The organism is Streptomyces sp. NPDC052109 (assembly GCF_040680195.1).
Taxonomy (GTDB): domain Bacteria; phylum Actinomycetota; class Actinomycetes; order Streptomycetales; family Streptomycetaceae; genus Streptomyces.
Genome location: NZ_JBFAWF010000004.1, coordinates 1 through 24733, shown reverse-complemented (window position 1 = coordinate 24733; position 24733 = coordinate 1). Strand labels below are relative to the sequence as shown.

Below are 24733 nucleotides of genomic sequence, written 5' to 3'. Positions count from 1 at the left end.
CTGTGGCCGAGGGATACGGGACGACGCCGGGGGGCCGGCCCGGCGTCACTCGACGGGCGGCCCGCCCTCACGGCAAGCCGGACAAATCCCATATGTCAGCGGAGCCGCGTCTACTACGCGGCCTGCCTAGTTGCCGAGCGGGCTGTGAGGGATGTCACTCTCGAGACCTCGGTGGTCGGCTCACCTGATTTAGGGTGGCCGTGTGCTGCGCGACGTGACTGCTGTTCGATACGTGACCCCGTTGCGGTCCGGCGGCTCCGTGCCCGGGGTCGTCGAGGCCGACGACGAGGGGACGTACGTCGTGAAGTTCACCGGCTCGGCGCAGGGGCACAAGGCACTGGTCGCCGAGGTGATCGTCGGCGAGCTCGCCCGCGCGCTCGGTCTGCGCTTCCCCGAGCTGGTCCTCGTCCACTTCGACCCGGTGATCGCGGACAGCGAGCCGCATCAGGAGGTGCGCGACCTCCACGCCGCCAGCCGCGGCCTCAACCTCGGCATGGACTACCTGCCGGGCGCGCGCGACTTCACCCCGGAGGTCGCGAAGGTCTTCCCCGTGGACGCCCTGGAAGCGGGCCGCATCGTCTGGCTCGACGCCCTGACCGTGAACGTCGACCGCACGGTCCACAGCTCCAACCTGATGATCTGGCCGACCTTCGGCACCGTGCCCCCGCGCCTGTGGCTGATCGACCACGGCGCCGCCCTTGTCTTCCACCACCGCTGGGACAGCTCCGACCCGGCCAAGGCCTACGACTTCCGCCACCACGCCCTCGGCCACTACGGCCCCGACGTCCGCGCGGCCGACGCGGAGCTGGCGCCGAAGGTGACGCGGGAACTGCTGCGGGACATCGCCGCCGAGGTGCCGGACGCCTGGCTGGCCGGAGAGGAGGGGTTCGCGACGCCGGACGACATCCGCGCGGCCTATGTGGACTACCTCCACGCGCGCGTGCAGGCGTCCGAGGCCTGGCTGCCCCTGGACTTCCCCAGCCGGGAGGAGCTCGCCGCCGAGGAGGCGCTGCGCGCTGCGCAGAGCCGGCAGGGACGTCCCACGTGGCTCAAACAGGTCCCCGACCTGCACGGCAAGCCCGCGGCCGAACAGGACTGGTCGGTGCACCTGGGATGAGCCGTGTCGAGATCGAGTACTGCACCCGGTGCCGCTGGCTGCCGCGTGCCGCCTGGCTGGCGCAGGAACTGCTCACGACCTTCGAGGCGGAACTGACCGAGCTGGCGCTGAAGCCCGGCACGGGCGGGGTTTTCGTCGTCAGGGTCGACGGCGAGACGGTCTGGGACCGCGGCGAACAGGGCTTCCCGGAGCCCACGGCCGTCAAACGGGCCGTACGCGACCGAGTGGCCCCGGGAAAGTCCCTGGGCCACTCGGACGGGCCGGCTTCCTGAGGGGACTCAGCCCTCGAGCTGCTCGTACGCCGGCAGGGTGAGGAAGTCGGCGTAGTTCTCGTCCAGGGAGACCTTCAGCAGCAGGTCGTGGGCCTCCTGCCAGTGGCCGGCGGCAAAGGCCTCCTCACCGATCGCCTGGCGGATGCCGGACAGCTCCTCGGCGGCGACCTTGCGGGCCAGCTCCGGCGTGGCCGTGTCGCCGTTCTCGAACTCGACGCCCGCGTTGATCCACTGCCAGATCTGGGAGCGGGAGATCTCCGCGGTGGCCGCGTCCTCCATCAGGTTGAAGATGGCGACCGCGCCGAGCCCGCGCAGCCAGGCCTCGATGTACCGGATGCCGACCTGGACGGCGTTGACGAGACCGCTGTACGTCGGCTTCGCGTCCAGGGAGTCGATCGCGATCAGGTCGGCCGCCTCGACGCGGACGTCCTCGCGCAGCCGGTCCTTCTGGTTCGGCTTGTCGCCGAGGACCCTGTCGAAGGACTCCATGGCGATCGGCACGAGGTCGGGGTGGGCGACCCAGGAGCCGTCGAAGCCGTCGTTCGCCTCGCGGTCCTTGTCGGCGCGGACCTTCTCGAAGGCCACCCTGTTGACCTCGGCGTCACGGCGGGACGGGATGAAGGCCGCCATGCCGCCGATCGCGTGCGCGCCGCGCTTGTGGCAGGTGCGGACGAGGAGTTCGGTGTACGCCCGCATGAACGGGGCCGTCATCGTCACCGCGTTGCGGTCCGGGAGGACGAACTTCGCGCCCCCGTCACGGAAGTTCTTGACGATGGAGAACAGGTAGTCCCAGCGGCCGGCGTTCAGCCCGGCGGCGTGGTCGCGCAGTTCGTAGAGGATCTCCTCCATCTCGTACGCGGCCGTGATGGTCTCGATCAGGACGGTGGCGCGGACGGTGCCCTGCGGGATGCCGACGTAGTCCTGCACGAAGACGAACACGTCGTTCCACAGCCGCGCTTCGAGGTGCGACTCGGTCTTCGGCAGGTAGAAGTAAGGGCCCTTGCCGAGGTCCAGCAGCCGCTGGGCGTTGTGGAAGAAGTACAGGCCGAAGTCGACGAAGGCGCCCGGCACGGCGCGGCCGTCGGCGTCGACGAGGTGACGCTCGTTCAGGTGCCAGCCGCGCGGGCGCATGACGACCGTCGCCAGCTCCTCGTCCGGACGCAGGACGTACGACTTGCCCGACTTCGGGTCGGTGAAGTCGATGTTCCGCGTGTAGGCGTCGATCAGGTTGACCTGGCCGAGGACGACGTTCTCCCAGGTGGGCGCGGAGGCGTCCTCGAAGTCGGCGAGCCAGACCTTCGCGCCCGAGTTGAGCGCGTTGACGGTCATCTTGCGGTCGGTGGGGCCGGTGATCTCGACGCGCCGGTCGTTCAGCGCGGCCGGGGGCGGGGCGACCTTCCAGGAGTCGTCCGCGCGGATCGCGGCCGTCCCGGGGAGGAAGTCGAGCGTGGAGGTGCGGGCGATCTCGGCGCGGCGCTCGGCCCGGCGGACGAGGAGTTCGTCACGGCGCGGGGTGAACCGCCGGTGCAGCTCCGCCAGGAAGGCGAGCGCCGCGTCCGTGAGGACCTCTTCCTGCCGGGGCAGAGGCTCGGCGTCGACGATGGCCAGCGGAGACGGCGCTGGTGCGGACATGAGCTGTCACTTCCTTCAGCGGTGGCACCGGGTGCCTAGTGGCACGAATAGGGCGAACAGCGCCGACTGTGCGGGCAGGCGCTTCTGAACAGTGGATAGTAGTTTCCTCATCGTGGAACTTCAATGGTTTGTTGATGTCGAGATTCTCCGGGTCGAGGCAAGGTGGCTCCCAGTGCCACCTCCTTCACTCAAGGTGGCGCAGGTCGGCCTCGGTGTCGATGTCGTACGGCTCGGCCACGTCCGCGCACTCCACGAGCCGCACGCCCGCCGCGTGCTCCTTCAGATAGGCGCGGGCCCCGCGGTCCCCGGTGGCCGTGGCCGCGATCCCCGGCCAGTGGGCCGCGCCGAAGAGCACCGGATGGCCGCGCGTGCCGTCGTAGGCGGCCGAGACCAGCGATTTCTCGTCCTCGTAGGCGCCGAGCACCCGCGCCGCGGCCGCCGGTCCGATCCCCGGCTGGTCGACGAGGCTCACCAGGGCCGCCCGCGCCCCCGTGCCGGCCAGCGAGTCCAGTCCGGCCCGCAGCGAGGAGCCCATGCCCTCGGCCCAGCCGGGGTTGTCCACGAGCACACAGCCGCTCAGGTCGGCGCGCGCCCGCACGTCCTCGGCGCCGGCGCCCAGCACGACGTGGATCCGCGCGCACCCCGCCGCGCGCAGCACCCCGACCGCGTGCTCGACCAGGAGGCGCCCCCGGTGCTCCAGCAGCGCCTTGGGGCGCCCGCCGAGCCTCCTGCCCCCGCCGGCGGCGAGCAGCAGTCCGGCGACCTCCGCGCGATGGTTGTCCGTCATGCGTCCTGCATACCTGATGGGGACGGAGGCGGCCGGTTTCCTTGGGCTGAATTTCGGCCCGCGCTGTGGCGCTCCCGGACGCCGTGGCGTTTACTGGCCCGCGCACGACGGCGTGTGAGGGGGAGGGCTGTGTTGCGGAGCTTGGGGCAGAGGCCAGTGACCGGCAGCGACGAGGACCCGAGAGTGGCGGAACTGCGGACCGCGGTGTCCCGGCTGCGCCGCGAACTCGCCGCTCTCCCGTCCGACTTCCCCGACCGCGCCATAGCCGAGGACGAACTGGCGACGCTGGCGGCGATGGCCGTGGGCGGCGCGCCGGAGATCCCGCGCCTGCGTAGCTCCCTGTTGCTGATCGCGGGCGCGATCGGCTCGGTGAGTGCCCTGGCCGGGGGTTTGCGGGAGGTCCGGGAGGCGGTTGACCTCTTCGGGGATCCGATGCAGCGGGGGTGAGTGTGCCCACCCGGGCGTGCGGGGCTGTGCCGGCATGCCGCTTCGCCGGGTGGGCGCGAGCGACCGCGAAGCTCCGGCGGTCGCCCACGCGCCGAAGGAGCCCCGTCAGGCGCCGGAACTGGCCAGCGCCTGAGACAGCTCAAGGGCGATCTGCTGCAGCACCGGCACGATCTTCTCGGTGGCCGCTTCCGTCACCCGCCCGGCGGGCCCGGAGATGGAGATCGCCGCGGCCGTCGGAGACTCCGGCACGGACACCGCCAGGCACCGCACTCCTATCTCCTGCTCGTTGTCGTCCACGGCGTATCCCAGCTGCCGCACGTCCGCCAGCGCTGCGAGGAACCCCTCCGGCGTGGTGATGGTCTTCTCCGTCGCGGCCGGCATGCCCGTCCGGGCCAGCAGCGCACGGACCTCGTCGTCGGGAACGCCCGCCAGCAGCGCCTTGCCCACTCCGGTCGAGTGCGGCAGCACCCGTCGGCCCACCTCGGTGAACATCCGCATCGAGTGCTTCGACGGCACCTGGGCCACGTACACGATCTCGTCGCCGTCCAGCAGCGCCATGTTCGCGGTCTCGCCGGTCTCCTCGACCAGGCGCGCGAGATACGGCCGCGCCCACGTGCCGAGCAGCCGGGACGCCGACTCGCCGAGCCGGATCAGCCGGGGACCGAGCGCGTACCGCCGGTTCGGCTGCTGGCGGACGTACCCGCAGGCGACGAGGGTGCGCATCAGCCGGTGGATGGTCGGCAGCGGCAGCCCGCTGGTCGCGGAGAGCTCGCTCAGGCCGACCTCGCCGCCCGCGTCCGCCATCCGCTCGAGCAGGTCGAAGGCGCGCTCCAGGGACTGGACGCCACCTCCGTTGGAGGACTTGGCGGCGTCGGTGGTGCTGGCGCTGGACGTCGGCACGGCGCGTTCCTTTCGGGGCTGGCAGGAGGGCAGAAGCCTACCCGGCAGCCGGTTGACTCCCTGCTTGTACGTAGCTACGTTCTGCTGGCTGGAATTCTAATTCCGCTCTGTGGAAACGTCCAGAGTGTATGCGCGGAGTGTCCCGCCCAGAAGTGTGCCTCTTGACGGCGGGGAAGTGGGCGTGAAGACTCCTTCAACAGAACGTTGAAATCCGTTACGTGGGTGTAAATCCCGTTTCCGCGGCGTAAAACGGCGGTACAGAGAGGGGTTCGGGTGTCCGACGCTGAACTGGTCCTGCGCTCGACGCGCGTCATCACTCCGGAGGGGACGCGGGCCGCCACGGTCACCGTGTCCGCCGGGACGATCACGGCCGTGCTGCCGTACGACGCCGGGATCCCGGCCGGCGCGCGGCTCGAGGACCTCGGCGACCACGTCCTGCTGCCCGGCCTGGTCGACACCCACGTGCACGTCAACGACCCGGGCCGCACCGAGTGGGAGGGGTTCTGGACCGCCACCCGCGCGGCGGCGGCCGGCGGCATCACCACGCTGATCGACATGCCGCTCAACTCCCTGCCGCCGACCACGACCGTCGAGAACCTGCGGGTGAAGCGGGCGGTGGCCGCCGACAAGGCGCACATCGACGTCGGCTTCTGGGGCGGCGCCCTGCCGGCCAACGTCAAGGACCTCCGCCCGCTGCATGACGCCGGCGTCTTCGGTTTCAAGGCGTTCCTGTCGCCGTCCGGCGTGGACGAGTTCCCGCATCTCGACCAGGAGCAGCTCGCCCAGTCCCTGGCGGAGATCTCCGGCTTCGGCGGCCTGCTGATCGTGCACGCCGAGGACCCGCACCACCTCGCCGCCGCCCCGCAGCAGGGCGGCCCCAGGTACGCCGACTTCCTCGCCTCACGCCCGCGCGACGCCGAGGACACCGCCATCGCGAACCTGATCGCGCACGCCAGGCGGCTGAACGCGCGCGTGCACGTGCTGCACCTGTCCTCCAGCGACGCGCTGCCGCTGATCCGCGCGGCCCGCGCCGAGGGCGTGCGGATCACCGTGGAGACCTGCCCGCACTACCTGACGCTCATCGCGGAGGAAGTCCCGGACGGAGCCAGCGAGTTCAAGTGCTGTCCGCCCATCCGTGAGGCCGCCAACCAGGACCTGCTGTGGGAGGCGCTGGCCGACGGCACCATCGACTGCGTCGTCACCGACCACTCGCCCTCGACCGCCGACCTCAAGACCGCCGACTTCGCCACCGCCTGGGGCGGCATCTCCGGCCTCCAGCTCAGCCTGTCCGCCGTATGGACCGAGGCACGCGCGCGTGGCCACCGCCTGGAGGACGTCGTGCGCTGGATGTCCGCGCGGACCGCCGCCCTCGTGGGACTGGACCGGAAGGGCGCCATCGAGGCCGGCCGGGACGCCGACTTCGCCGTGCTCGCCCCCGACGAGACCTTCACCGTCGACCCGGCCGGCCTCCAGCACCGCAACCGGGTCACCGCGTACGCCGGCAAGACCCTGTACGGCGTCGTGAAGTCCACCTGGCTGCGCGGCGAACCCATCGTCCGCGACGGCGAGTTCACCGAGCCGAAGGGCACGCTGCTCGCCCGCCCCCAGTGAGCCACCCCCGCACCCGCAACCGGCCGACTCCGGAAAGGACCCTCTGATCACCGTGACGGCGCTGCATCAATCGAGTTTGGCCAGCTTCACCGGCGACGCGAACCCCTACGGAGGCGGCGACCCGTACGCGGACTACCGCACCGCCGACTTCCCCTTCACCCAGTACGCCAACCTCGCCGACCGCCGGCTCGGCGCCGGTGTCATCGCGGCCAACGACGAGTTCTTCGCCCAGCGCGAGAACCTGCTGGTGCCCGAGCCGGCCGAGTTCGACCCCGAGCACTTCGGGCACAAGGGCAAGATCATGGACGGCTGGGAGACCCGCCGCCGACGCGGAGTGTCCGCCGAGCACCCCTGGCCGACCGCCGAGGACCACGACTGGGCGCTGGTCCGGCTCGGGGCGCCCGGGGTGATCCGCGGAATCGTCGTCGACACCGCCCACTTCCGCGGCAACTACCCGCAGGCGGTGTCCGTCGAGGGCACGTCCGTACCCGGCTCGCCGTCCCCGGAGGAGTTGCTGGGCGACCACGTGAAGTGGACGACGATCGTCCCGCGCACCGCCGTCGGCGGCCACGCCGCGAACGGCTTCGAGGTCACCGCCGAGCAGCGCTTCACCCATCTGCGCGTCAACCAGCACCCCGACGGCGGCATCGCCCGGCTGCGCGTCCACGGCGAGGTCGTCCCCGACCCCGAGTGGCTCGCGGTGCTCGGCACCTTCGACGTGGTCGCCCTGGAGAACGGCGGCCGGGTCGAGGACGCCTCCAACCTCTTCTACTCACCGGCCACCAACACCATCCAGCCGGGCCGCTCCCGCAAGATGGACGACGGCTGGGAGACCCGCCGCCGCCGTGACCAGGGCAACGACTGGATCCGCTACCGGCTGGTGGCGCAGTCCCGGATCCGGGCGGTCGAGATCGACACCGCCTACCTGAAGGGCAACAGCGCCGGCTGGGCCTCGGTCTCCGTCAAGGACGGCGAGAGCGGCGAGTGGACCGAGATCCTGCCGCGCACCCGCCTGCAGCCCGACACCGACCACCGCTTCGTGCTCGACACCCCGGTCGTCGGCACCCACGCTCGGATCGACATCTTCCCCGACGGCGGCATCTCCCGCCTGCGCCTGCACGGCTCCCTGACCGAGCAGGGCGCGGCGGGTCTCGCCGCCCGGCACCAGGAACTGGGCGGCTGACCCACCCGTGCCCGCGTGGGGCGCCCCGGCCCGGACAGCACCGGGGCGCCCCACGCGTCACCCGCGAGGACCCGTTTCCGGCCCCCTGGAACTTAACGGTCCGTCTCCCGCGTTCTTCCCGCGTGACCCTTCAGCAAGAGATCGTCGGCAACGCCATGCAGATGGCGGTCGTCAACCTGCAGCCCGGGCAGACCGTGTACTGCGAAGCCGGAAAGTTCCTGTTCAAGACGACGAACGTGACCATGGAGACGCGCCTGTCCGGTCCGTCCGGAAACGGCGGACAGCAGGGCCAGGGCGGCGGGGGCGGCATGGGCGGCCTGCTGCGCCAGGCCATGGGCACCGCCATGCAGGTGGGCCAGCGCATGCTCGCGGGCGAGTCCCTGGCGTTCCAGTACTTCACCTCCCAGGGCGGCCAGGGCACGGTCGGCTTCGCCGGTGTCCTCCCCGGCGAGATGCGGGCCCTGGAACTGGACGGCACGCGCGCGTGGTTCGCCGAGAAGGACGCCTTCGTGGCGGCCGAGTCCACCGTCGAGTTCGGCATCGCCTTCGCCGGCGGCCGCACGGGCATGAGCGGCGGCGAGGGCTTCATCCTGGAGAAGTTCACCGGGTACGGCACGGTGATCATCGCCGGCGCGGGCAACTTCATCGACCTCAACCCCGCGGACTTCGGCGGGCGCATCGAGGTGGACACCGGCTGTGTGGTCGCCTTCGAGGAGGGCATCCAGTACGGCGTGCAGCGCGTCGGCGGCCTCAACCGCCAGGGGATCATGAACGCCGTGTTCGGCGGCGAGGGCCTGTCCCTGGCCACCCTGGAGGGCAACGGCCGGGTGATCCTGCAGTCCCTCACCATCGAGAGCCTCGCCAACGCCCTGAAGAAGGCCCAGGGCGGCGACAAGCAGGGCCCGACCGGCGGACTGTTCTCGACCCACGCCGGCTGAGTCGGGGTTTCTCCGGGGCAGGCGGCGCGCACCGATGAGTTGCGGGTGCGTGCGGGGCCCGAGCTGGTGACACGGACCCCGCACCCGTAGGAAGGCACCCCCATGGGCAAGCTCGTCTCCACCCTCTTCGTCACCCTCGACGGCGTGTACCAGGCGCCCGGCGGCCCCTGGGAGGACCCCGGCGCCGGCTTCACCCACGGCGGCTGGAGCTTCCCGTACGGCGACGACGACTTCGGGCGCTTCGTCACCGAGGTCCTCGACCGGGCCGGCGCCTTCCTGTTCGGCCGCCGTACGTACGAGATCTTCGCTTCCCACTGGCCGAAGGTGACCGACCCCGCCGACCCCGTCGCCGCCAAGTTCAACGCACTGCCGAAACACGTCGTCTCCGCCACGCTCCGTTCGCCCGAGTGGTCCGGCACCACCGTGATCGGCGGCGACCTCGCCAAGGAGGTGCGGCCCTGAAGGAGCGCACGGACGGCGAACTCCAGGTCCACGGCAGCGGCGTCCTGGTCCGCTCCCTGATCGATCTCCGGCTCCTCGACACCCTGCATCTGCTGACCTTCCCGGTCGTCCGCGGCGCCGGCCGCCGCCTGCTCACCGACGGCACGCGCCCCACCCCCTTCCGGCACACCGGAGGCCGCGTCACGGGCACGGGAGTCTCCGTCCAGTCCTACGACCTGGCGGGCAGCCCGGAGTACGGGTCGTACGAACTCACCGACGACGCCTGATCCGCACCCGGCCCGATCCGCGCCCGGAATCCAGTGGTCGAAGATCGTCGTCGCCGGTACGGTGATCGCGCCCCGTGCGAGCCGGCCGCCGTCTGCGCACCCCTTCGGAGACCGAGAGCCGCCACCATGTCGTCGATCGCCGTACCGGGCGCTGCCGCCCTGTCCCGCCGCGCCTGGCACACCGACCTGCCCGTGCTGCTCGTCGCCGTCTGCTGGGGCGCCAGCTACCTGGCGGCGAAGGACATCACCACCGCTCGTACGGTGCTCGCCGTGCTCGTGCTGCGGTTCGCGCTCGCCGTGCCCGTCCTGGCCGTCACCGGCCGTCGTGCGCTGCGCGCGCTCAGCGGTGCCCAGTGGCGCGGCGCGGCCCTGCTGGGGCTGATCCTCAGCGGGATCTTCCTGCTGGAGACGTACGGGGTGGTGCACACCTCGGCGACCAACGCGGGCCTGATCATCAGCCTCACCATGGTCTTCACCCCGCTCGCCGAGGCCGCCGTCACCCGCACCCGGCCCACTGCGGCCTTCCTCGGCGCGGCGCTGTTGTCGGTGCTCGGCGTCGTCCTGCTCACCCAGGGCGGCGGCTTCACCCGGCCGGGCACCGGTGACCTGCTGATGCTGCTGGCCGCCCTCGCCCGTACCGCGCACGTGCTCGCCATGTCGCGGATCAGGGCCGTGGGGGGCGCCGGCGCGCTCCCGCTGACCACGGTTCAGCTGGGCGCGTCCGTCGCCGTCTTCGCCCTCCTGTCGGGCCTCTCCGGCGGGCCCGCGCCCTGGGCGGTCGCGGCGGGCTTCGGCGTGCGGGACTGGGCGGGGCTGCTGTTCCTGTCGGCCCTGTGCACGGTGTTCGCCTTCTTCGTGCAGATGTGGGCGGTCCGCCGTACCTCCCCGTCCCGGGTCGGTCTGCTGCTCGGCACCGAGCCGCTGTGGGCCGCCGCGGCCGGTATCGCCCTCGGCGGTGACCGGCTCGGCGCGCTCGGTCTCGCGGGCGGTGCCCTGGTGCTTGTGGGGACCGCGTGGGGGCGCAGGGCGGCAGGTTAACTCCTCGAGAACTCATCGGACTTGATGGGAAAATCTTCAATCTTGTCGTTGACATGCCAACGTCTACGCGCGTCATCATGACTGCATGAGATTCCCCCCACGCGCATCTCGCATCGGCGCCGCAGCGGCGCTCCTGTCCGCCCTCCTCGTGGGTGGCACCGTCTCCGCCACCACGGCGGACGCCGCGGCCTCGTCGGTCGGCAGCATCTGCTACGGCGACCTGCCGTCGCAGGCCTACGACACCCTGGACCTGATCGCCCAGGGCGGTCCTTACCCGTACTCGCAGGACGGCACCGTCTTCTCCAACCGCGAAGGCGTCCTGCCCCGCGAGTCCTCCGGCTACTACCACGAGTACACGGTGATCACCCCGGGCTCCTCCACGCGTGGTGCCCGGCGCATCGTCACCGGTGAGGCGGACCAGGAGGACTACTACACCTCCGACCACTACGCCACGTTCGACCTGATCGACTTCGGCTGCTGACGTCAAAGGCCCCGGACCGGTGTACGGCCCGGGGCCTTTGACATCCACTCAGAGACACACACATGCGGTGACCGGGAGCCGGCGGACGCAGGGCCTACGGCCCGGCGCCTGGATCCCGTTCGGTGGGCTGCGTGACGCGGCTAGCGGCCGCAGTCGGAACCGGTGTCGGTGTGCTGCCCACCTGGACTGCCCTCGCCGTTCGCCAGGGCTGCGGCCAGTCCGTTGATGAGGCCGACCTCGCCGAGAATGTCGGAGTCGAGGTCGTGTGACTCGTATCCGCCGTGCCCGCCCATGACCTAGGCGGTGGCGGGGCCGGTGCCCGTGGAACTGGCGTCGGCGATGAGGGCGACCGCCGCGGCGGCACTGGGTATCTTGCGCATTTGTCCTCCTCGGACTGAGTAGAGCGCACCACCGAAAGAGCCACTCGGCGCTCATTCGGAGGCTAGATCGACATCCACCACGGCGCTCACCGGAGAAGCCATCCGGGGGTCGGGCGGCTCACCGCCCGCACAGCGGATCGCAGCCGGCCGGGAGGAGTTCGAGGGGGCGTTCGGCCCGGTCGCGTCGGTGCGGTGCGCCGGCGGCGAGTGCGGCTCAGGTGAGCGCGGCGAACACGTCACGCGCACGGGGGCCCGGCCGGGACGCGGTACCAGGGTCCGTCCCAACTCTGCTCAGCCGCTTCGGCCTTGGTGTTGGTCATCGGCGGAGTATGTCGAGGCGGCTCGGAGTGCTCAACCGGGTTCTCCGGCAAGCTTCAGCCTCCTGATCGCGAACCTCGTCCCCGACGAGCTGTGGGATCGGATAGCCCCGCTGTTGCTGGCGGCCCGCGCGGGCGACACCGCCGTCCCGGACGGCTCCCGGTACCGGACCGGGTCGCCCTGGCCGGCGTCGTCTGCGTCCTGCGCGAGGGCGTGGCCTGGCGCGACGTGCCGAGTGAGGTCGTGGGCCGCTCCGCGGGGACGGCCGGGCGCCGGCTGCGGGACTGGGCCGAGGCCGGCCTCCGGTCCCGCCTGCACGCCGCCCTGCTGACCGAGTTGCGCCGCGCACGGCCTGCTGGACCTGGACGACTGCGCCGTGGGCGGTTCGCACGTCCGGGCCCTCGAACGGGGACCACGTCGGCCCTCCGCCCGTCGACCGGTCCCGTCCCGGCTCCGCGTACCACCTGATCGTCGACCGCCACGCCGCCTGCCCCGCCCCGGCGGCGCCGGGCCACCCGCCGCGCCCCGGCCGTGCCGGCCCGCCGTACGGCAGCCCTTCCGGTCCGGGTCACGGCGTCCGTGTGTGGTCGGGGATCTCGGCGAGGGCCACCGGGCGCCGCTCGCGCCGGGAGACCTCGCAGGCCTCGGCCACCCGCAGGGCCTGCAGGGCCTCGTGGCCGTCGCACGGATTGGGCCGCTCACCGCGGACCACGTCCACGAAGGCGTTCAGCTCGGCCTCGTACGCGGGCCCGAACCGCTCCAGGAAGCCGGGCCACGGCTTGTCCGCGGGCGGTGGCCCGGTCGGCTCGGTGGACGCGAGCGGCGTACGGTCGTCCAGCCCCACCACGACCGTGTCCCGCTCGCCGGCCAGTTCCATGCGCACGTCGTACCCGGCGCCGTTCAGCCGGGTGGCCGTGGCCGTGGCGAGCGTGCCGTCGTCCAGCGTGAGCAGCGCCGCGCCGGTGCCGACGTCGCCGGCCTCGCGGAACATCGCGGGCCCGGCGTCGGAGCCGGTGGCGTAGACGACGGCGACCTGACGGTCCGTCACCCACCGCAGCACGTCGAAGTCGTGGATCAGCGCGTCCCGGAACAGCCCGCCGGACAGCGGCAGCCACTCGGCCGGGGGAGGGGACTGGTCGCAGGTCAACGCGCGGACGGTGTGCAGCCGGCCGAGCCGCCCCGAGCGGACGGCCTCCCGGGCGCCGGCGTACCCCGCGTCGAAGCGCCGCTGGAACCCCATCTGCAGGATCGTTCCGGCCGTCTCCACCTCGGCGAGCGCCTGCAGGGTGCCCGGCAGGTCCAGGGCGATCGGCTTCTCGCAGAAGACGGGCAGTCCCGAGCGGGCCGCCCGCCCGATCAGTTCGGCGTGGGCCGGCGTCGCCGTGGTGATCACCACCGCGTCCACGCCCCACTTGAAGATCTCGTCCACCCCCGGCGCCGCCGTCTCGCCCAGCCGCTGTGCCAGGCCCTGCGCCCGCGCCGGATCCGCGTCCGTCAGGATCAGCGATCCGACCTCGCGGTGGCGGCTGAGTGTTCTCGCGTGAAGGGTGCCGATGCGGCCCGTACCGATGACCCCGATGCGCATGGAAACAAAGTGAGGGCGAAGCCCGTGTGCTGTCAATGCGCATGTCCGGACAACCGGACTACACAACTTCCCGTCAACCGATCACAGGGCTACTCTCGAGCCCGTGCCGAAACCAGATGTGGACCCGACCGTGTCGCTCGACCTGCGCGTGGACCGTAGTTCCCCGGTCCCGTTGTACTTCCAGCTCTCCCAGCAGCTGGAGGCCGCCATCGAGCACGGCACCCTCACCCCGGGCAGTCTGCTGGGCAACGAGATCGAGCTGGCCGCGCGCCTCGGGCTGTCCCGCCCGACGGTCCGGCAGGCCATCCAGTCGCTCGTCGACAAAGGGCTTCTCGTGCGCCGTCGCGGTGTCGGCACGCAGGTGGTGCACAGCCAGGTCAAGCGCCCCCTGGAGTTGAGCAGCCTCTACGACGACCTGGAGGCGGCCGGCCAGCGCCCCGCGACCAAGGTCCTGGTCAACACCGTCCTCCCGGCCTCCGCCGCCGTCGCCGCCGCGCTCGGCGTCCCCGAGGGCGGCGACGTGCACCGCATCGAGCGGCTGCGCCTCGCCCACGGCGAGCCGATGGCGTACCTGATCAACCATCTCCCGACGGGCCTGCTCGACCTGGACACCGACCAGCTGGAGGCCACCGGCCTGTACCGGCTGATGCGCTCCGCCGGGATCACCCTGCACAGCGCCCGCCAGTCCATCGGCGCCCGCGGCGCAACGGCCGCGGAGGCCGAGCGGCTCACCGAGGCCGAGGGTGCCCCGCTGCTCACCATGCAGCGCACCACCTTCGACGACACGGGCCGCGCGGTCGAGTTCGGCGACCACACCTACCGTCCGACGCGCTACTCCTTCGAGTTCCAGCTGCTCGTCCGGCCCTGACCGGCGACCCGGGTTCGTCACAATGTCCGGACAATCGGACGCGTGGGCGCCCCCGGCTGTGTCATGAGTGTGACCCGTGTTCGATACTGGAGCATTTGGGGCCGCTGAGCTGATCACCGGCCCCTTCGGTACGTACGGACACAGCAAGAAGGGGCACCGCCTCGTGGCACGGTTTCGGACCTGGGCAGTCGTCGCGCTGACAGGGGCACTTTCGCTGTCCCTGGGGGCGTGCAGCAGCACCGGAGGCAAGCGGGCCGAGGACGCCCGCAAGGCCGCCGCGGCTCAGGGGAGGGCGGCGGTGAACACCCCCCGCTGGACCTTTGCGATGATCACCCACTCGGGGGACGGCGACACCTTCTGGGACATCGTGCAGAGCGGCGCCAAGCAGGCCGCCGTCAAGGACAACATCAACTTCCTGTACTCGCACGACGACGAGGCCCAGCAGCAGGCGCAGCTGGTGGACGCGGCGGTCGACAAGAAGGTCGACGGCATCATCGTCACCCTCGCCAAGCCGGACGCCATGAAGGCCGCCGTGGCCCGGGCCGAGAAGGCCGGCATCCCGGTGATCACGGTGAACTCCGGCTCCGAGGAGTCCAAGGCCTTCGGCGCCCTCACCCACATCGGCCAGGACGAGACCATCGCCGGCGAGGCCGTGGGCGACGCGCTGAACAAGCGCGGGAGGAAGAAGGCCCTGTGCGTGCTGCACGAGCAGGGCAACGTCGGCCACGAGCAGCGCTGCGACGGCGTCGCCAAGACCTTCCACGGCACCCTGCAGAAGCTCTACGTCAACGGCACCGACATGCCGGACGTCCAGTCCGCCATCGAGGCCAAGCTGCAGGCCGACGGCTCCATCGATTCCGTCGTCACCCTCGGCGCGCCCTACGCCGACACCGCCGTGAAGGCCAGGGCGGACGCCGGCAGCAAGGCCGAGATCGACACCTTCGACCTCAACGCCCAGGTCGCCGCCGAGCTGAAGAACGGCACCCTCGGCTTCGCCGTGGACCAGCAGCCGTACCTCCAGGGCTACGAGGCGGTCGACCTGCTGTGGGCCTACAAGTACAACGGCGACGTCCTCGGCGGCGGCAAGCCGGTCCTGACCGGCCCGCAGATCATCACCAGGGACCAGGCCTCCGCGCTGGCCGAGTACACCGAGCGGGGCCCCCGATGAGCGCGGCCACCGACGGGACGAGCACAGCCGCGGGGGAGACGGGCGCAGTGGCTGATGAAAGGATTCTGCAGACCTCTCCGCTGAAGAGGCTCCTCTCCCGGCCGGAGCTGGGCTCGCTGGTCGGCGCGCTCGCCGTCCTCGTCTTCTTCGCCGTCACCGCCGACGGGTTCCTGCGCGCATCCAGCCTCAGCACGGTCCTGTACGCCTCCTCCACCATCGGGATCATGGCCGTACCCGTGGCCCTGCTGATGATCGGCGGCGAGTTCGACCTCTCGGCGGGCGTCCTCGTGACCTCCTCCGCGCTGATCTCCTCGATGTTCAGCTACCAGATGACCGCGAACACCTGGGTCGGCGTGGGGGTCTCGCTCCTGGTCACCCTGGCCGTCGGCGCCTTCAACGGCTTCATGCTCACCCGCACCGGGCTGCCCAGCTTCATCGTCACACTGGGCACCTTCCTGATGCTGACCGGCATGAACCTGGGCTTCACCAAGCTGATCGACGGCACGGTGTCGACGAAGACCGTCGGGGACATGGAGGGCTTTCCCTCCGCCCACGCCCTGTTCGCGTCGACGCTCACGATCGGCGGGGTCGGTTTCAAGGTCACGATCCTGTGGTGGCTCGGCCTCGTGGCCCTGGCCTCCTGGATCCTGCTGCGCACCCGAGCCGGCAACTGGATCTTCGCCGTCGGCGGCAACCAGGAAGCGGCCCGCGCGGTCGGGGTCCCGGTCACCAGGACCAAGATCGGCCTCTACATGGGCGTGGCCTTCGGCGCCTGGATCTCCGGCCAGCACCTGCTCTTCTCCTTCGACGCCGTCCAGTCCGGCGAGGGCGTCGGCAACGAGCTGATCTACATCATCGCGGCCGTCATCGGCGGCTGCCTGATCACCGGCGGCTACGGCAGCGCGATCGGCTCCGCCGTGGGCGCCCTCCTCTTCGGCATGACCAGCAAGGGCATCGTCTTCGCCGAGTGGAACCCCGACTGGTTCAAGTTCTTCCTCGGAGCGATGCTGCTCCTCGCGACCCTGCTCAACACCTGGGTCAAGAAGCGCGCGGAGGCGACGACATGACCGACAGCACCGAGCGCACCCCGCTGGTCGAACTGACCGAGGTGGCCAAGCACTACGGCAACGTCCGCGCCCTGGAAGGCGTCTCACTGGAGGTCCACCCGGGCGAGATCACCTGCGTCCTCGGCGACAACGGCGCGGGCAAGTCGACCCTGATCAAGATGATCTCCGGCCTGCACCGCCACGACGCCGGCACCCTGCGCATCGAGGGCGAGGAGACCCGCCTCGCCTCCCCGCGCGAGGCCCTGGACCGGGGCATCGCCACGGTCTACCAGGATCTGGCCGTCGTCCCGCTGATGCCGGTCTGGCGCAACTTCTTCCTGGGCTCCGAGCCCCGCAGGGGCGCCGGCCCCTTCAAGCGGCTGGACACCGACCTGATGCGCCGCACCACCCGCGAGGCTCTGCTCCGCATGGGCATCGACCTACGGGACGTCGACCAGCCCATCGGCACCCTCTCCGGCGGCGAACGCCAGTGCGTGGCGATCGCCCGCGCGGTCCACTTCGGCGCGAAGGTCCTGGTCCTGGACGAGCCGACGGCGGCACTGGGCGTGAAGCAGTCCGGTGTCGTCCTGAAATATGTGGCTGCGGCACGCGACGCGGGCCTGGGCGTTGTCTTGATCACCCACAACCCGCATCACGCGTACCTGGTGGGGGACAGGTTCGTACTGTTGAGGCGCGGCACGATGGTGGGCAATCACACACGGGCCGGGATCTCGCTGGAGGAGCTGACCAAGCAGATGGCCGGCGGCTCCGACCTGGACGCTCTGGTCCACGAACTGCGGCGCACCTGAGGGGACGCGGGGAAGCGCGCGACAGGCCACGGCGCCGACAGCACCCGGCAAGGCGCGCGCACTTCCCTCCTCTGTCCCGTACGCGACCCCTACCCGTGGTGAGGCAGAATCGACGAACGATGAGCACCTACCGCGACCTCACCGCCCCCATCGGCTCCCGCCGAGCACCCGTCCTGCGCACCGTGGGCACCCGGGAACGCCGGTCACATCTGACGGCCCCCCGTGTCCCCACCGTCGGCATCGACATCGGCGGCACCAAGGTCATGGCGGGCGTCGTGGACGCCGACGGCAACATCCTGGAGAAGCTCCGCACGGAGACCCCGGACAAGTCCAAGAGCCCCAAGGTCGTCGAGGACACCATCGTCGAACTGGTCCTGGACCTCTCCGACCGGCACGACGTGCACGCGGTCGGCATCGGCGCGGCCGGCTGGGTCGACGCCGACCGCAACCGCGTCCTGTTCGCCCCCCACCTGTCCTGGCGCAACGAACCGCTGCGCGACCGCCTCAGCGGCCGCCTCTCCGTGCCGGTCCTCGTGGACAACGACGCCAACACCGCCGCCTGGGCGGAGTGGCGCTTCGGCGCCGGCCGCGGCGAGGACCACCTCGTCATGATCACCCTCGGCACCGGCATCGGCGGTGCCATCCTGGAGGACGGCCAGGTCAAGCGGGGCAAGTACGGCGTCGCCGGCGAGTTCGGCCATATGCAGGTCGTCCCCGGCGGCCACCGCTGCCCGTGCGGCAACCGCGGCTGCTGGGAGCAGTACAGCTCCGGCAACGCGCTCGTCCGCGAGGCCAAGGAGCTGGCCGCCGCCGACTCGCCGGTCGCCTACGGCATCATCGAGCACGTCAAGGGCAACATCAACGAGATCACCGGCCCGATGATCACCGAGCTGGCCCGCGAGGGCGACGCGATGTGCGTGGAGCTGCTCCAGGACATCGGTCAGTGGCTCGGCGTCGGCATCGCCAACCTCGCCGCCGCCCTCGACCCGTCCTGCTTCGTCATCGGCGGGGGCGTCTCGGCCGCCGACGACCTGCTCATCGGGCCCGCCCGGGACGCCTTCAAACGCCATCTCACCGGCCGCGGCTACCGCCCCGAGGCCCGCATCACCCGCGCTCAGCTCGGCCCCGAGGCCGGCATGGTCGGCGCCGCCGACCTGGCCCGGCTGGTCGCCCGCCGGTTCCGCCGCGCCAAGCGCCGCCGGGTGGAGCGGTACGAGCGCTACGAGCGGTACACCCAGGCCCGCCGCGACCGGGACACCGCATGACCGCCTCGCTGCCCCGCCAGACCGCCTCGCCGGGCGAGCCGCCCCGCCCCGCCGAGAACCCCCGGCACAAGGCCAGGCGACGCGCGCTCACCCTGCTGATCATCGTCCTGCTGATCGGCGTCCCGGCCGGCTACCTGGTGATCTCCGCCAACCAGAGCCGCAACAGCGGCAAGGACAAGGAGGCGAAGTACTCCGCGACCGGCCTGACCGCGGGCTGGCCGTCGAAGGTGCAGCGCCGCCTCTACCAGGTGAGCGTCCCGCACCCGGCCGACCACATCGCCTACTACGAGACGAACAACTGGAAGACGAGCCGCCTCTACGTGCAGTTCCGCACCAACGCCGCCGGCCTGGACAGCTTCCTGCAGACCATGGGCGCACGCAGTGACGAGCTGAAGAAGAACGACATCGCCATCAGCGCCCGCGACCAGAAGGTCAGCGGCTGGCGTTTCACCGGACCCGGCCCCTGGTGGGGACTGACCCACGCGCAGAAGAACCCGGCGCCCACCCAGGACGTGATCGTGAACATGTCCGACCCGAACTACCCGATGGTCTACGTCGTCTCCCGCACGGTGCCGTGACCACGGGCCCCGGCCGGTCCGTCGGGGCCGATTGTCAGACCCCGTCCGTAGAGTCGAAGACGTCTGATCGGGCACACGGGCGGGAGGTGACAGGACGGATGAGCGGTGGCACGGCTGCGGTGGCCGAGCGCACGGGGGATGCGGGTCCGGACGGGACCCCGGTCCCGGTGCGCCTCGCGTCCGTGTACCTGCCGGCGCCCCTCCCGCGCGAGGGCCGCATCGCCTTCTGGGACCCCGACGGCGGCCCGCTGCCGGCCGCCGGCGACACCGGCGAGCTGACCGTCGTACGGCGGCATGGCGCGAGTGTGCGCCGACGGCAGGTGCCCGCGCTGACCCTGCCGCTCGCCGAGGCGCTGCCGCTGCTCGTCCGGGCCCGCCGCGACCCGGCCGCCCACCCCGCCACGGCCTGCTGGGGCGCCGCCGCGCTGCACGCGCTGCGGCTGGTGGCCCGCGGCCGTCTGCTGCCGGGACTGACCCCGGCCGGTCACGACGCCTGGCGGGCCGGCCCGCTGGAGCCCGACGACATCGCCCACCTGCGCGCGGTGGCAGCCGCTCTTCCCCCGGAGGGCCACGCCGTGCCGCTGCCGGGCCCCGGCCCGCTCCGGCTGCCCGAGCCGGAGGCCCTGGTCCGCTCCTTCCTGGACGCGGTCGCCGACACGCTGCCGCGTACCCCGGCCGCCCCGTACACCTCCGGCCGGCCCTTCGCCGCCCGGGAGCCCGTGGCGCTGCCGCGGCAGGCCCATGAGTGGGCGGCCGAGGTCGCCGCCGGGATGGACGCGGGCGTACGGATCTCGCTGCGCCTGGACCTGTCCGCCTACGACGTCTTCGACGCCGGCGAGCGCGACGGCGCCCGCGCGGCCGGAGCGGCCGTCGTGCAGGTGCACAGCCTCGCCGACCCCACCCTGGTGGCCGACGCGGCGGCCCTGTGGGCGGGGGAGGCCGACACGGCGTTCGGGCCCCGCGCGCGGGTGGACGCCGCCCTGGCCGTGCGCCGCGCGGCCCGCGTGTGGCCGCCGCTGGACCGGCTCGCCGAACAGGACGTGCCCGATGTGCTCGCCCTGTCCGAGGAGGAGCTGGGGGAACTGCTCGGCGTCGGCGCCACACGGCTGGCCGCCGCCGGGGTCGCCGTGCACTGGCCGCGGGACCTCGCCCGCGACCTCACGGCCGCCGCGGTGGTCCGCCCGGCGCCCGGCTCGGCCACCGACGGCACCGGCTTCTTCGAGAGCGAGGAACTGCTCCAGTTCCGCTGGCAGTTGGCGCTCGGCGGGGACGCGCTGAGCGAGGCCGAGATGGACGCCCTCGCCGAGGCCCACCGCCCGGTCGTACGGCTCCGGGACCGCTGGGTGCTGGTCGATCCGGCCCTGGTGCGCAAGGCCCGCAAACGCGAACTGGGCCTGCTCGACCCGGTCGACGCCCTGTCCGTGGCGCTCACCGGCACCGCCGACGTCGACGGCGAGACCGTCGAGGCCGTCCCTGTCGGCGCGCTGGCCGCCCTCCGTGACCGCCTCACCGCAGGCCCGCGCCCCGCGGACCCGCCCCCGGGTCTCGCCGCCACCCTCCGCGACTACCAGCTGCGCGGTCTCGCCTGGCTGGACCTGATGACCTCCCTCGGCCTCGGCGGCTGCCTCGCCGACGACATGGGCCTCGGCAAGACCGTCACCCTCATCGCCCTGCACCTCAGGCGCGCCCGCCCCGAGCCCACCCTGGTCGTCTGCCCGGCCTCCCTGCTCGGCAACTGGCAGCGGGAGATCACCCGCTTCGCGCCCGGCGTCCCCGTTCGCCGCTTCCACGGCCCGGACCGCACGCTGGACGGCCTGCAGGACGGCTTCGTCCTCACCACGTACGGCACGATGCGCTCGGCGGCCGCGCAGCTCGCCGACCGACCCTGGGGCATGGTCGTCGCCGACGAGGCCCAGCATGTGAAGAACCCCTACTCGGCCACAGCCAAGGCGCTGCGCATCATCCCCGCCCCCGCGCGCGTGGCGCTGACCGGCACCCCGGTGGAGAACAACCTCTCCGAGCTGTGGGCCCTGCTCGACTGGACCACCCCCGGGCTCCTCGGTCCCCTGAAGTCCTTCCGGGCCCGGCACGCGCGGGCGGTGGAGAACGGCGAGGACGAGGAGGCGGTGGCGCGCCTGGCCCGGCTGGTTCGGCCGTTCCTTCTGCGTCGCAAGAAGTCCGACCCCGGCATCGTCCCCGAGCTGCCGCCCAAGACCGAGACGGACCACCCGGTGCCGCTCACCCGTGAGCAGGCCGCGCTGTACGAGGCGGTGGTGCGCGAGTCGATGCTGGCCATCGAGACGGCCGAGGGCATCGCCCGCCGCGGCCTGGTCCTGAAGCTGCTGGGTGCGCTGAAGCAGATCTGCGACCACCCGGCGCTGTATCTCAAGGAGGAGGCACACGCCGACCGGCTCGCCGCCCGCTCCGGCAAACTCGCCCTGCTGGACGAGCTGTTGGACACTCTCCTCGCCGAGGACGGCTCGGCGCTCGTCTTCACCCAGTACGTCGGCATGGCCCGCCTGATCACGGCCCACCTCTCCGCCCGCGCGATCCCGGTCGACCTGCTGCACGGCGGCACCCCGGTTCCGGAGCGCGAGCGCATGGTCGACCGCTTCCAGAACGGCGAGACCCCGGTCCTGGTGCTCTCCCTGAAGGCCGCCGGCACCGGCCTGAACCTCACCCGCGCGGGCCATGTCGTCCACTTCGACCGCTGGTGGAACCCGGCGGTGGAGGAACAGGCCACCGACCGCGCGTACCGCATCGGCCAGACCCAGCCCGTCCAGGTCCATCGTCTGGTCACCGAGGGCACGGTCGAGGACCGCATCGCCGAGATGCTCGCCGCCAAGCGCGCCCTGGCCGACGCCATCCTCGGCTCCGGCGAGGCGGCGCTCACCGAACTGACCGACCGCGAGCTGTCCGACCTCGTCTCGCTGCGGAGGCCGTCGTGACGAGCGGGAAACAGCGCCCCGGCGACGCCGCCCGGCGGGCGCTGCGAGAGGCACGGCAGCGGGCGGAGGCCGGACGGGCCGGGGCCGAACGGACGGAAGCGGGGTGGGACGAGACCTGGCGGGAGACGGCGGCGTCCGAGGACGCGGTCGAGCGGGCCGGCGCCGACCGGCCGAGGCCTGCCGACGCCGCGCGGGCCGCCCTCCGGTCGGCCATGTCGGCCGCGCCCGACGGGCCGGACGCCGACGGCACGTCGGCCGGCACCGGCGACTCCGCCGGTGCCGGCGCCGGCGACACTCCGGCCGCTTCGTCGCCGTCCGACGCCGAAGCGGGGCCCGCCGCGACGGCACCGCCCGACGGCGCGGCGGACGGCCGGGACGTACCCGGGCCCGCCCGTGCGGATGAGTGGGGCGTGCCTCGTCGGCCCGACGGTGTGGGTGGACGGGGCGTGCCGCGGTCCGCCCGCGCGGACGGCCCGGAAGCCTCCGAGTCCTCCCGTGCCGAACGGTCGGCGGGGCGCCCCGCCGACGTGGCCAGGGAGGCACTCCGGTCCGCCCGCCGCGAGGCGCTGCGTGCCGAGGCCGAGGCGGAGGAGGCCGCGGCGCGCGGCGCCGCGCAGCCCCGCCCCCGGTCCGGGCCCCGAGGCTCCGCCTCCACAGCGCCGCGCACCGCGCCCGCGGACTCCCGGGCCGCCCGCAGCGAGGCGGCCCAGGACATGCGGCGCTACCTGGCCACCGCCTTCCGGATGCCGGAATGGTCGGACGCCCCGGAGGAGGAGACGAACCCGGACGGCGCCGACACCGACGGCAGCGCCGGGCCACGCCCTGCCGTCGCGTCCCCACGCACACCGCAGGCCACCAGCGCTGCCGGACCGGACCACGCATCCGAGGGGTCAGCGTCCCTGCGCAGGCCGCCCGCCACCACTTCGGCCGGGCCGAATCAGGCCTCCACCGAGCCGGTGTCCCCGCGAGGGCCGCACACCGCCGGCTCCGTCGACCCGGCCCGCACCTCCGCGGAGCCGGTGTCCTCGCGCAGGCCGCCCGCCACCCGCATCAGCCCCGCCGCCCCCTGCGTCCCCGGCACCCCCACCGAGAGCGGAGCGATCCCCGCCGCAGGTTCGGCTTCCCCGCACACGCCCCCTGATCCAGGCGCCCCCGCCCCCGCCCGGCGCCCCGGCACCACGCACCGCGACGGCCCGCGCAGCGCCGCCCCCGCGTCCCCGCATGTGCCGCCCACCATGGCCACCCCGCACCGCGACACCGAACTGCGCCGCACCTTCCCGGCGTTCCCGCCGCGGGAGGCCGGGGACGTGGCGTTCGCGGCGACCTGGTGGGGCAACGCCTGGACCGGTGCGCTGGAGCAGGGTGCCCTGGACCCCAAGCGGCTGGCGCGCGGCCGCGGCTACGCCGACCAGGGCCATGTCGACGCGATCACGGTGACCCCGGGGCTCGTGCTGGCGTACGTGCGCGGGAGCCGCCCCCGCCCGTACCGCGTGCAGGTGCGGGTCCGCACGCTGGAGGACGCGGACTGGGCTCGCTTCCTGGACGCCGCCGCCGACCGGCCGGGACACATCGCCGCGCTGCTGGACAAGGAACTGCCCCAGTCCCTCGCCGACTGCGGTGTGCCCCTGCTGCCCGGCCCCGGCGACCTGGTGCCGCGCTGCAGCTGCCCCGACTCCGGGCATCCCTGCAAGCACGCGGCCGCGCTCTGCTACCAGACGGCACGGCTGCTGGACGCCGATCCGTTCGTGCTGCTCCTGCTGCGCGGCCGGGGCGAGAAGGACCTGCTGGACGCCCTCTCGCGGCGCAGCGCCGCCCGCGCGGCCCGCGCCGCCCAGGACCGCGGGCCCGGGTCGCTGCCCGGGGTGCGCGCCGCCGACGCCCTCGCCCCCCGCGGACTCCCGCCGCTGCCCCCGCCGTTGCCGGTGCCGCCGCATCCCGAGCAGCCCCCGGTGTATCCGGCGGCGCCCGGCGGCCCGGACCCCTTCGCACTGGACCAGCTGGCGACCGACGCCGCCGCTCGCGCCCACGCGCTGCTCGGCACCGCGCGCGACCCGGTGGGCGAGTTGACCCTGTGGCAGGACGCGGTACGTCTCGCCGCCGCCCGCCCCGGTTCCGGCCTCACGGCCACCACCCGCACCCTGTACGCCACGCTCGCCGCGGCCACCGGCCGTACCCCGGCAGACCTCGCGCGTGCCGTCGCGGCCTGGCGCCAGGGCGGGCTCGCGGGGCTGGCCGTTCTGGAGGAGGCGTGGGACCCGCCGGCCGGACGCTTCGACCGGGCCCGTCCGTCGTTGCTCGCCGCCGACCTCCCGGCGTTCCGCCCCTGGCGCAACCGTCTGACCCACCCCCGCGGCCATGTCCAGCTCCGCCTCGGCCGCGACGGCCTGTGGTACGCGTACGAGTCGGAGCCGGAGCGGGACGACTGGTGGCCCCGCGGCACACCCGACCTGGACCCGGTGGGCGCGCTCACCGGCCTGGGCACCTTGGACGACGCCTGACCGTCCGCGACGCGAGAAGGCCGGTGCCGGCAGCGGTTGTCCTCCACCAGCTGAAGGTCCTCGAAGAACTCGTGGGCCTCGTCGCCGGTGCGCAGCCGCATCGGCATGTTGCGCGCCGCGTACTCGCGGGCCACCC

Annotated in this window: 21 protein-coding genes and 3 pseudogenes; 18 read left to right on the top strand and 6 right to left on the bottom strand. The window is 72.7% G+C overall.

Going from position 1 to position 24733, the window contains the following annotated elements; all coding sequences use genetic code 11:
* Positions 1-202 precede the first annotated feature (202 nt).
* The gene (locus AB0L59_RS11055) at positions 203-1117 is read left to right on the top strand and encodes a HipA family kinase (RefSeq protein ID WP_365581671.1); all 915 of its coding nucleotides are present in this window, start codon (positions 203-205) and stop codon (positions 1115-1117) included.
* Positions 1114-1389, top strand: a complete 276-nt coding sequence (locus tag AB0L59_RS11050; protein ID WP_365581669.1) for an Rdx family protein — start codon at positions 1114-1116, stop codon at positions 1387-1389. The genes AB0L59_RS11055 and AB0L59_RS11050 overlap by 4 nt, the downstream gene beginning before the upstream one ends.
* 6 nt (positions 1390-1395) lie before the next feature.
* Here the strand turns inward: AB0L59_RS11050 and aceB are convergent, their stop codons facing one another.
* Positions 1396-3021: a malate synthase A gene (aceB, locus tag AB0L59_RS11045; protein ID WP_365581667.1), complete on the bottom strand. Its 1626-nt coding sequence runs from the start codon at positions 3019-3021 to the stop codon at positions 1396-1398.
* A gap of 184 nt (positions 3022-3205) precedes the next feature.
* The gene (locus AB0L59_RS11040) at positions 3206-3808 is read right to left on the bottom strand and encodes a nucleotidyltransferase family protein (protein ID WP_365581666.1); all 603 of its coding nucleotides are present in this window, start codon (positions 3806-3808) and stop codon (positions 3206-3208) included.
* A 129-nt stretch (positions 3809-3937) separates the two neighbouring features.
* Between AB0L59_RS11040 and AB0L59_RS11035 the strand changes: the two genes are divergently transcribed.
* Entirely contained in the window at positions 3938-4255 is a 318-nt protein-coding gene (locus AB0L59_RS11035; RefSeq protein ID WP_365581665.1) for a DUF5955 family protein, read from the top strand.
* 105 nt (positions 4256-4360) lie between these two features.
* Here AB0L59_RS11035 and AB0L59_RS11030 read toward each other — a convergent pair whose 3' ends face one another.
* A complete protein-coding gene (locus AB0L59_RS11030; protein ID WP_365581663.1) occupies positions 4361-5155 on the bottom strand; it encodes an IclR family transcriptional regulator in 795 nt (264 codons plus the stop codon).
* 273 nt (positions 5156-5428) lie between these two features.
* On the opposite strand from AB0L59_RS11030, the gene allB reads away from it, so the two are divergent.
* From allB to AB0L59_RS11000, 6 genes and pseudogenes are all read left to right on the top strand, one after another.
* On the top strand, positions 5429-6766 hold the full coding sequence (allB, locus tag AB0L59_RS11025) for an allantoinase AllB (protein ID WP_365581661.1): 1338 nt from the start codon (positions 5429-5431) through the stop codon (positions 6764-6766).
* A gap of 52 nt (positions 6767-6818) precedes the next feature.
* A complete protein-coding gene (gene alc / locus AB0L59_RS11020) occupies positions 6819-7949 on the top strand; it encodes an allantoicase (RefSeq protein WP_365581660.1) in 1131 nt (376 codons plus the stop codon).
* A gap of 122 nt (positions 7950-8071) precedes the next feature.
* Positions 8072-8887 carry an AIM24 family protein gene (locus AB0L59_RS11015; RefSeq protein WP_365581658.1) on the top strand — a complete coding sequence of 272 codons (816 nt, stop codon included), beginning with the start codon at positions 8072-8074 and terminating at the stop codon, positions 8885-8887.
* A 102-nt stretch (positions 8888-8989) separates the two neighbouring features.
* A pseudogene (locus AB0L59_RS11010) lies at positions 8990-9615 on the top strand (dihydrofolate reductase family protein).
* Between the two features lie 126 nt (positions 9616-9741).
* Positions 9742-10653: a DMT family transporter gene (locus AB0L59_RS11005; RefSeq protein WP_365581657.1), complete on the top strand. Its 912-nt coding sequence runs from the start codon at positions 9742-9744 to the stop codon at positions 10651-10653.
* Positions 10654-10738: 85 nt separating this feature from the next.
* Positions 10739-11134 (top strand): ribonuclease domain-containing protein, encoded by a 396-nt coding sequence (locus AB0L59_RS11000; protein WP_365581656.1) that lies wholly within the window; start codon positions 10739-10741, stop codon positions 11132-11134.
* A 140-nt stretch (positions 11135-11274) separates the two neighbouring features.
* On the opposite strand, the gene AB0L59_RS10995 is transcribed toward AB0L59_RS11000, so the two are convergent.
* Positions 11275-11427, bottom strand: coding sequence for a hypothetical protein (locus AB0L59_RS10995; protein WP_365581654.1), 153 nt, complete (start codon positions 11425-11427; stop codon positions 11275-11277).
* 469 nt (positions 11428-11896) lie between these two features.
* Here AB0L59_RS10995 and AB0L59_RS10990 point away from each other — a divergent pair.
* Positions 11897-12308: pseudogene (locus AB0L59_RS10990) on the top strand (transposase); the annotation flags it as partial.
* Positions 12309-12400: 92 nt separating this feature from the next.
* Here the strand turns inward: AB0L59_RS10990 and AB0L59_RS10985 are convergent.
* On the bottom strand, positions 12401-13417 hold the full coding sequence (locus AB0L59_RS10985) for a Gfo/Idh/MocA family oxidoreductase (protein WP_365581653.1): 1017 nt from the start codon (positions 13415-13417) through the stop codon (positions 12401-12403).
* 130 nt (positions 13418-13547) lie between these two features.
* Between AB0L59_RS10985 and AB0L59_RS10980 the strand changes: the two genes are divergently transcribed.
* From AB0L59_RS10980 to AB0L59_RS10945, 8 genes are all read left to right on the top strand, one after another.
* The gene (locus tag AB0L59_RS10980) at positions 13548-14285 is read left to right on the top strand and encodes a GntR family transcriptional regulator (RefSeq protein ID WP_365582183.1); all 738 of its coding nucleotides are present in this window, start codon (positions 13548-13550) and stop codon (positions 14283-14285) included.
* A gap of 163 nt (positions 14286-14448) precedes the next feature.
* Entirely contained in the window at positions 14449-15453 is a 1005-nt protein-coding gene (locus AB0L59_RS10975; protein ID WP_365581651.1) for a sugar ABC transporter substrate-binding protein, read from the top strand.
* Positions 15450-16520: an ABC transporter permease gene (locus AB0L59_RS10970; protein ID WP_365581650.1), complete on the top strand. Its 1071-nt coding sequence runs from the start codon at positions 15450-15452 to the stop codon at positions 16518-16520. Before AB0L59_RS10975 ends, AB0L59_RS10970 begins: the two co-directional genes overlap by 4 nt.
* Positions 16517-17308: an ATP-binding cassette domain-containing protein gene (locus AB0L59_RS10965; RefSeq protein WP_365581649.1), complete on the top strand. Its 792-nt coding sequence runs from the start codon at positions 16517-16519 to the stop codon at positions 17306-17308. Before AB0L59_RS10970 ends, AB0L59_RS10965 begins: the two co-directional genes overlap by 4 nt.
* 119 nt (positions 17309-17427) lie before the next feature.
* Entirely contained in the window at positions 17428-18573 is a 1146-nt protein-coding gene (locus AB0L59_RS10960) for an ROK family glucokinase (RefSeq protein ID WP_365581647.1), read from the top strand.
* Positions 18570-19151: a sugar kinase gene (locus tag AB0L59_RS10955; RefSeq protein ID WP_365581646.1), complete on the top strand. Its 582-nt coding sequence runs from the start codon at positions 18570-18572 to the stop codon at positions 19149-19151. The genes AB0L59_RS10960 and AB0L59_RS10955 overlap by 4 nt, the downstream gene beginning before the upstream one ends.
* Positions 19152-19249: 98 nt before the next feature.
* A complete protein-coding gene (locus AB0L59_RS10950) occupies positions 19250-22099 on the top strand; it encodes an SNF2-related protein (RefSeq protein ID WP_365581644.1) in 2850 nt (949 codons plus the stop codon).
* Positions 22096-24597 (top strand): SWIM zinc finger family protein, encoded by a 2502-nt coding sequence (locus AB0L59_RS10945; protein ID WP_365581642.1) that lies wholly within the window; start codon positions 22096-22098, stop codon positions 24595-24597. Before AB0L59_RS10950 ends, AB0L59_RS10945 begins: the two co-directional genes overlap by 4 nt.
* 41 nt (positions 24598-24638) lie before the next feature.
* Here the strand turns inward: AB0L59_RS10945 and AB0L59_RS10940 are convergent.
* Positions 24639-24733: pseudogene (locus AB0L59_RS10940) on the bottom strand (SAM-dependent methyltransferase); the annotation flags it as partial.

Bases quoted from the DNA above. Each gene is read 5' to 3' on its own strand.
- AB0L59_RS11040 (WP_365581666.1), bottom strand. From the start codon at position 3,808: ATGACGGACAACCATCGCGCGGAGGTCGCCGGACTGCTGCTCGCCGCC.
- AB0L59_RS10970 (WP_365581650.1), top strand. From the start codon at position 15,450: ATGAGCGCGGCCACCGACGGGACGAGCACAGCCGCGGGGGAGACGGGC.
- AB0L59_RS10985 (WP_365581653.1), bottom strand. From the start codon at position 13,417: ATGCGCATCGGGGTCATCGGTACGGGCCGCATCGGCACCCTTCACGCG.
- AB0L59_RS10960 (WP_365581647.1), top strand. From the start codon at position 17,428: ATGAGCACCTACCGCGACCTCACCGCCCCCATCGGCTCCCGCCGAGCA.
- AB0L59_RS10950 (WP_365581644.1), top strand. From the start codon at position 19,250: ATGAGCGGTGGCACGGCTGCGGTGGCCGAGCGCACGGGGGATGCGGGT.
- AB0L59_RS10995 (WP_365581654.1), bottom strand. From the start codon at position 11,427: ATGGGCGGGCACGGCGGATACGAGTCACACGACCTCGACTCCGACATT.
- AB0L59_RS11050 (WP_365581669.1), top strand. From the start codon at position 1,114: ATGAGCCGTGTCGAGATCGAGTACTGCACCCGGTGCCGCTGGCTGCCG.
- AB0L59_RS10955 (WP_365581646.1), top strand. From the start codon at position 18,570: ATGACCGCCTCGCTGCCCCGCCAGACCGCCTCGCCGGGCGAGCCGCCC.
- AB0L59_RS11005 (WP_365581657.1), top strand. From the start codon at position 9,742: ATGTCGTCGATCGCCGTACCGGGCGCTGCCGCCCTGTCCCGCCGCGCC.
- aceB (WP_365581667.1), bottom strand. From the start codon at position 3,021: ATGTCCGCACCAGCGCCGTCTCCGCTGGCCATCGTCGACGCCGAGCCT.
- AB0L59_RS10965 (WP_365581649.1), top strand. From the start codon at position 16,517: ATGACCGACAGCACCGAGCGCACCCCGCTGGTCGAACTGACCGAGGTG.
- AB0L59_RS11000 (WP_365581656.1), top strand. From the start codon at position 10,739: ATGAGATTCCCCCCACGCGCATCTCGCATCGGCGCCGCAGCGGCGCTC.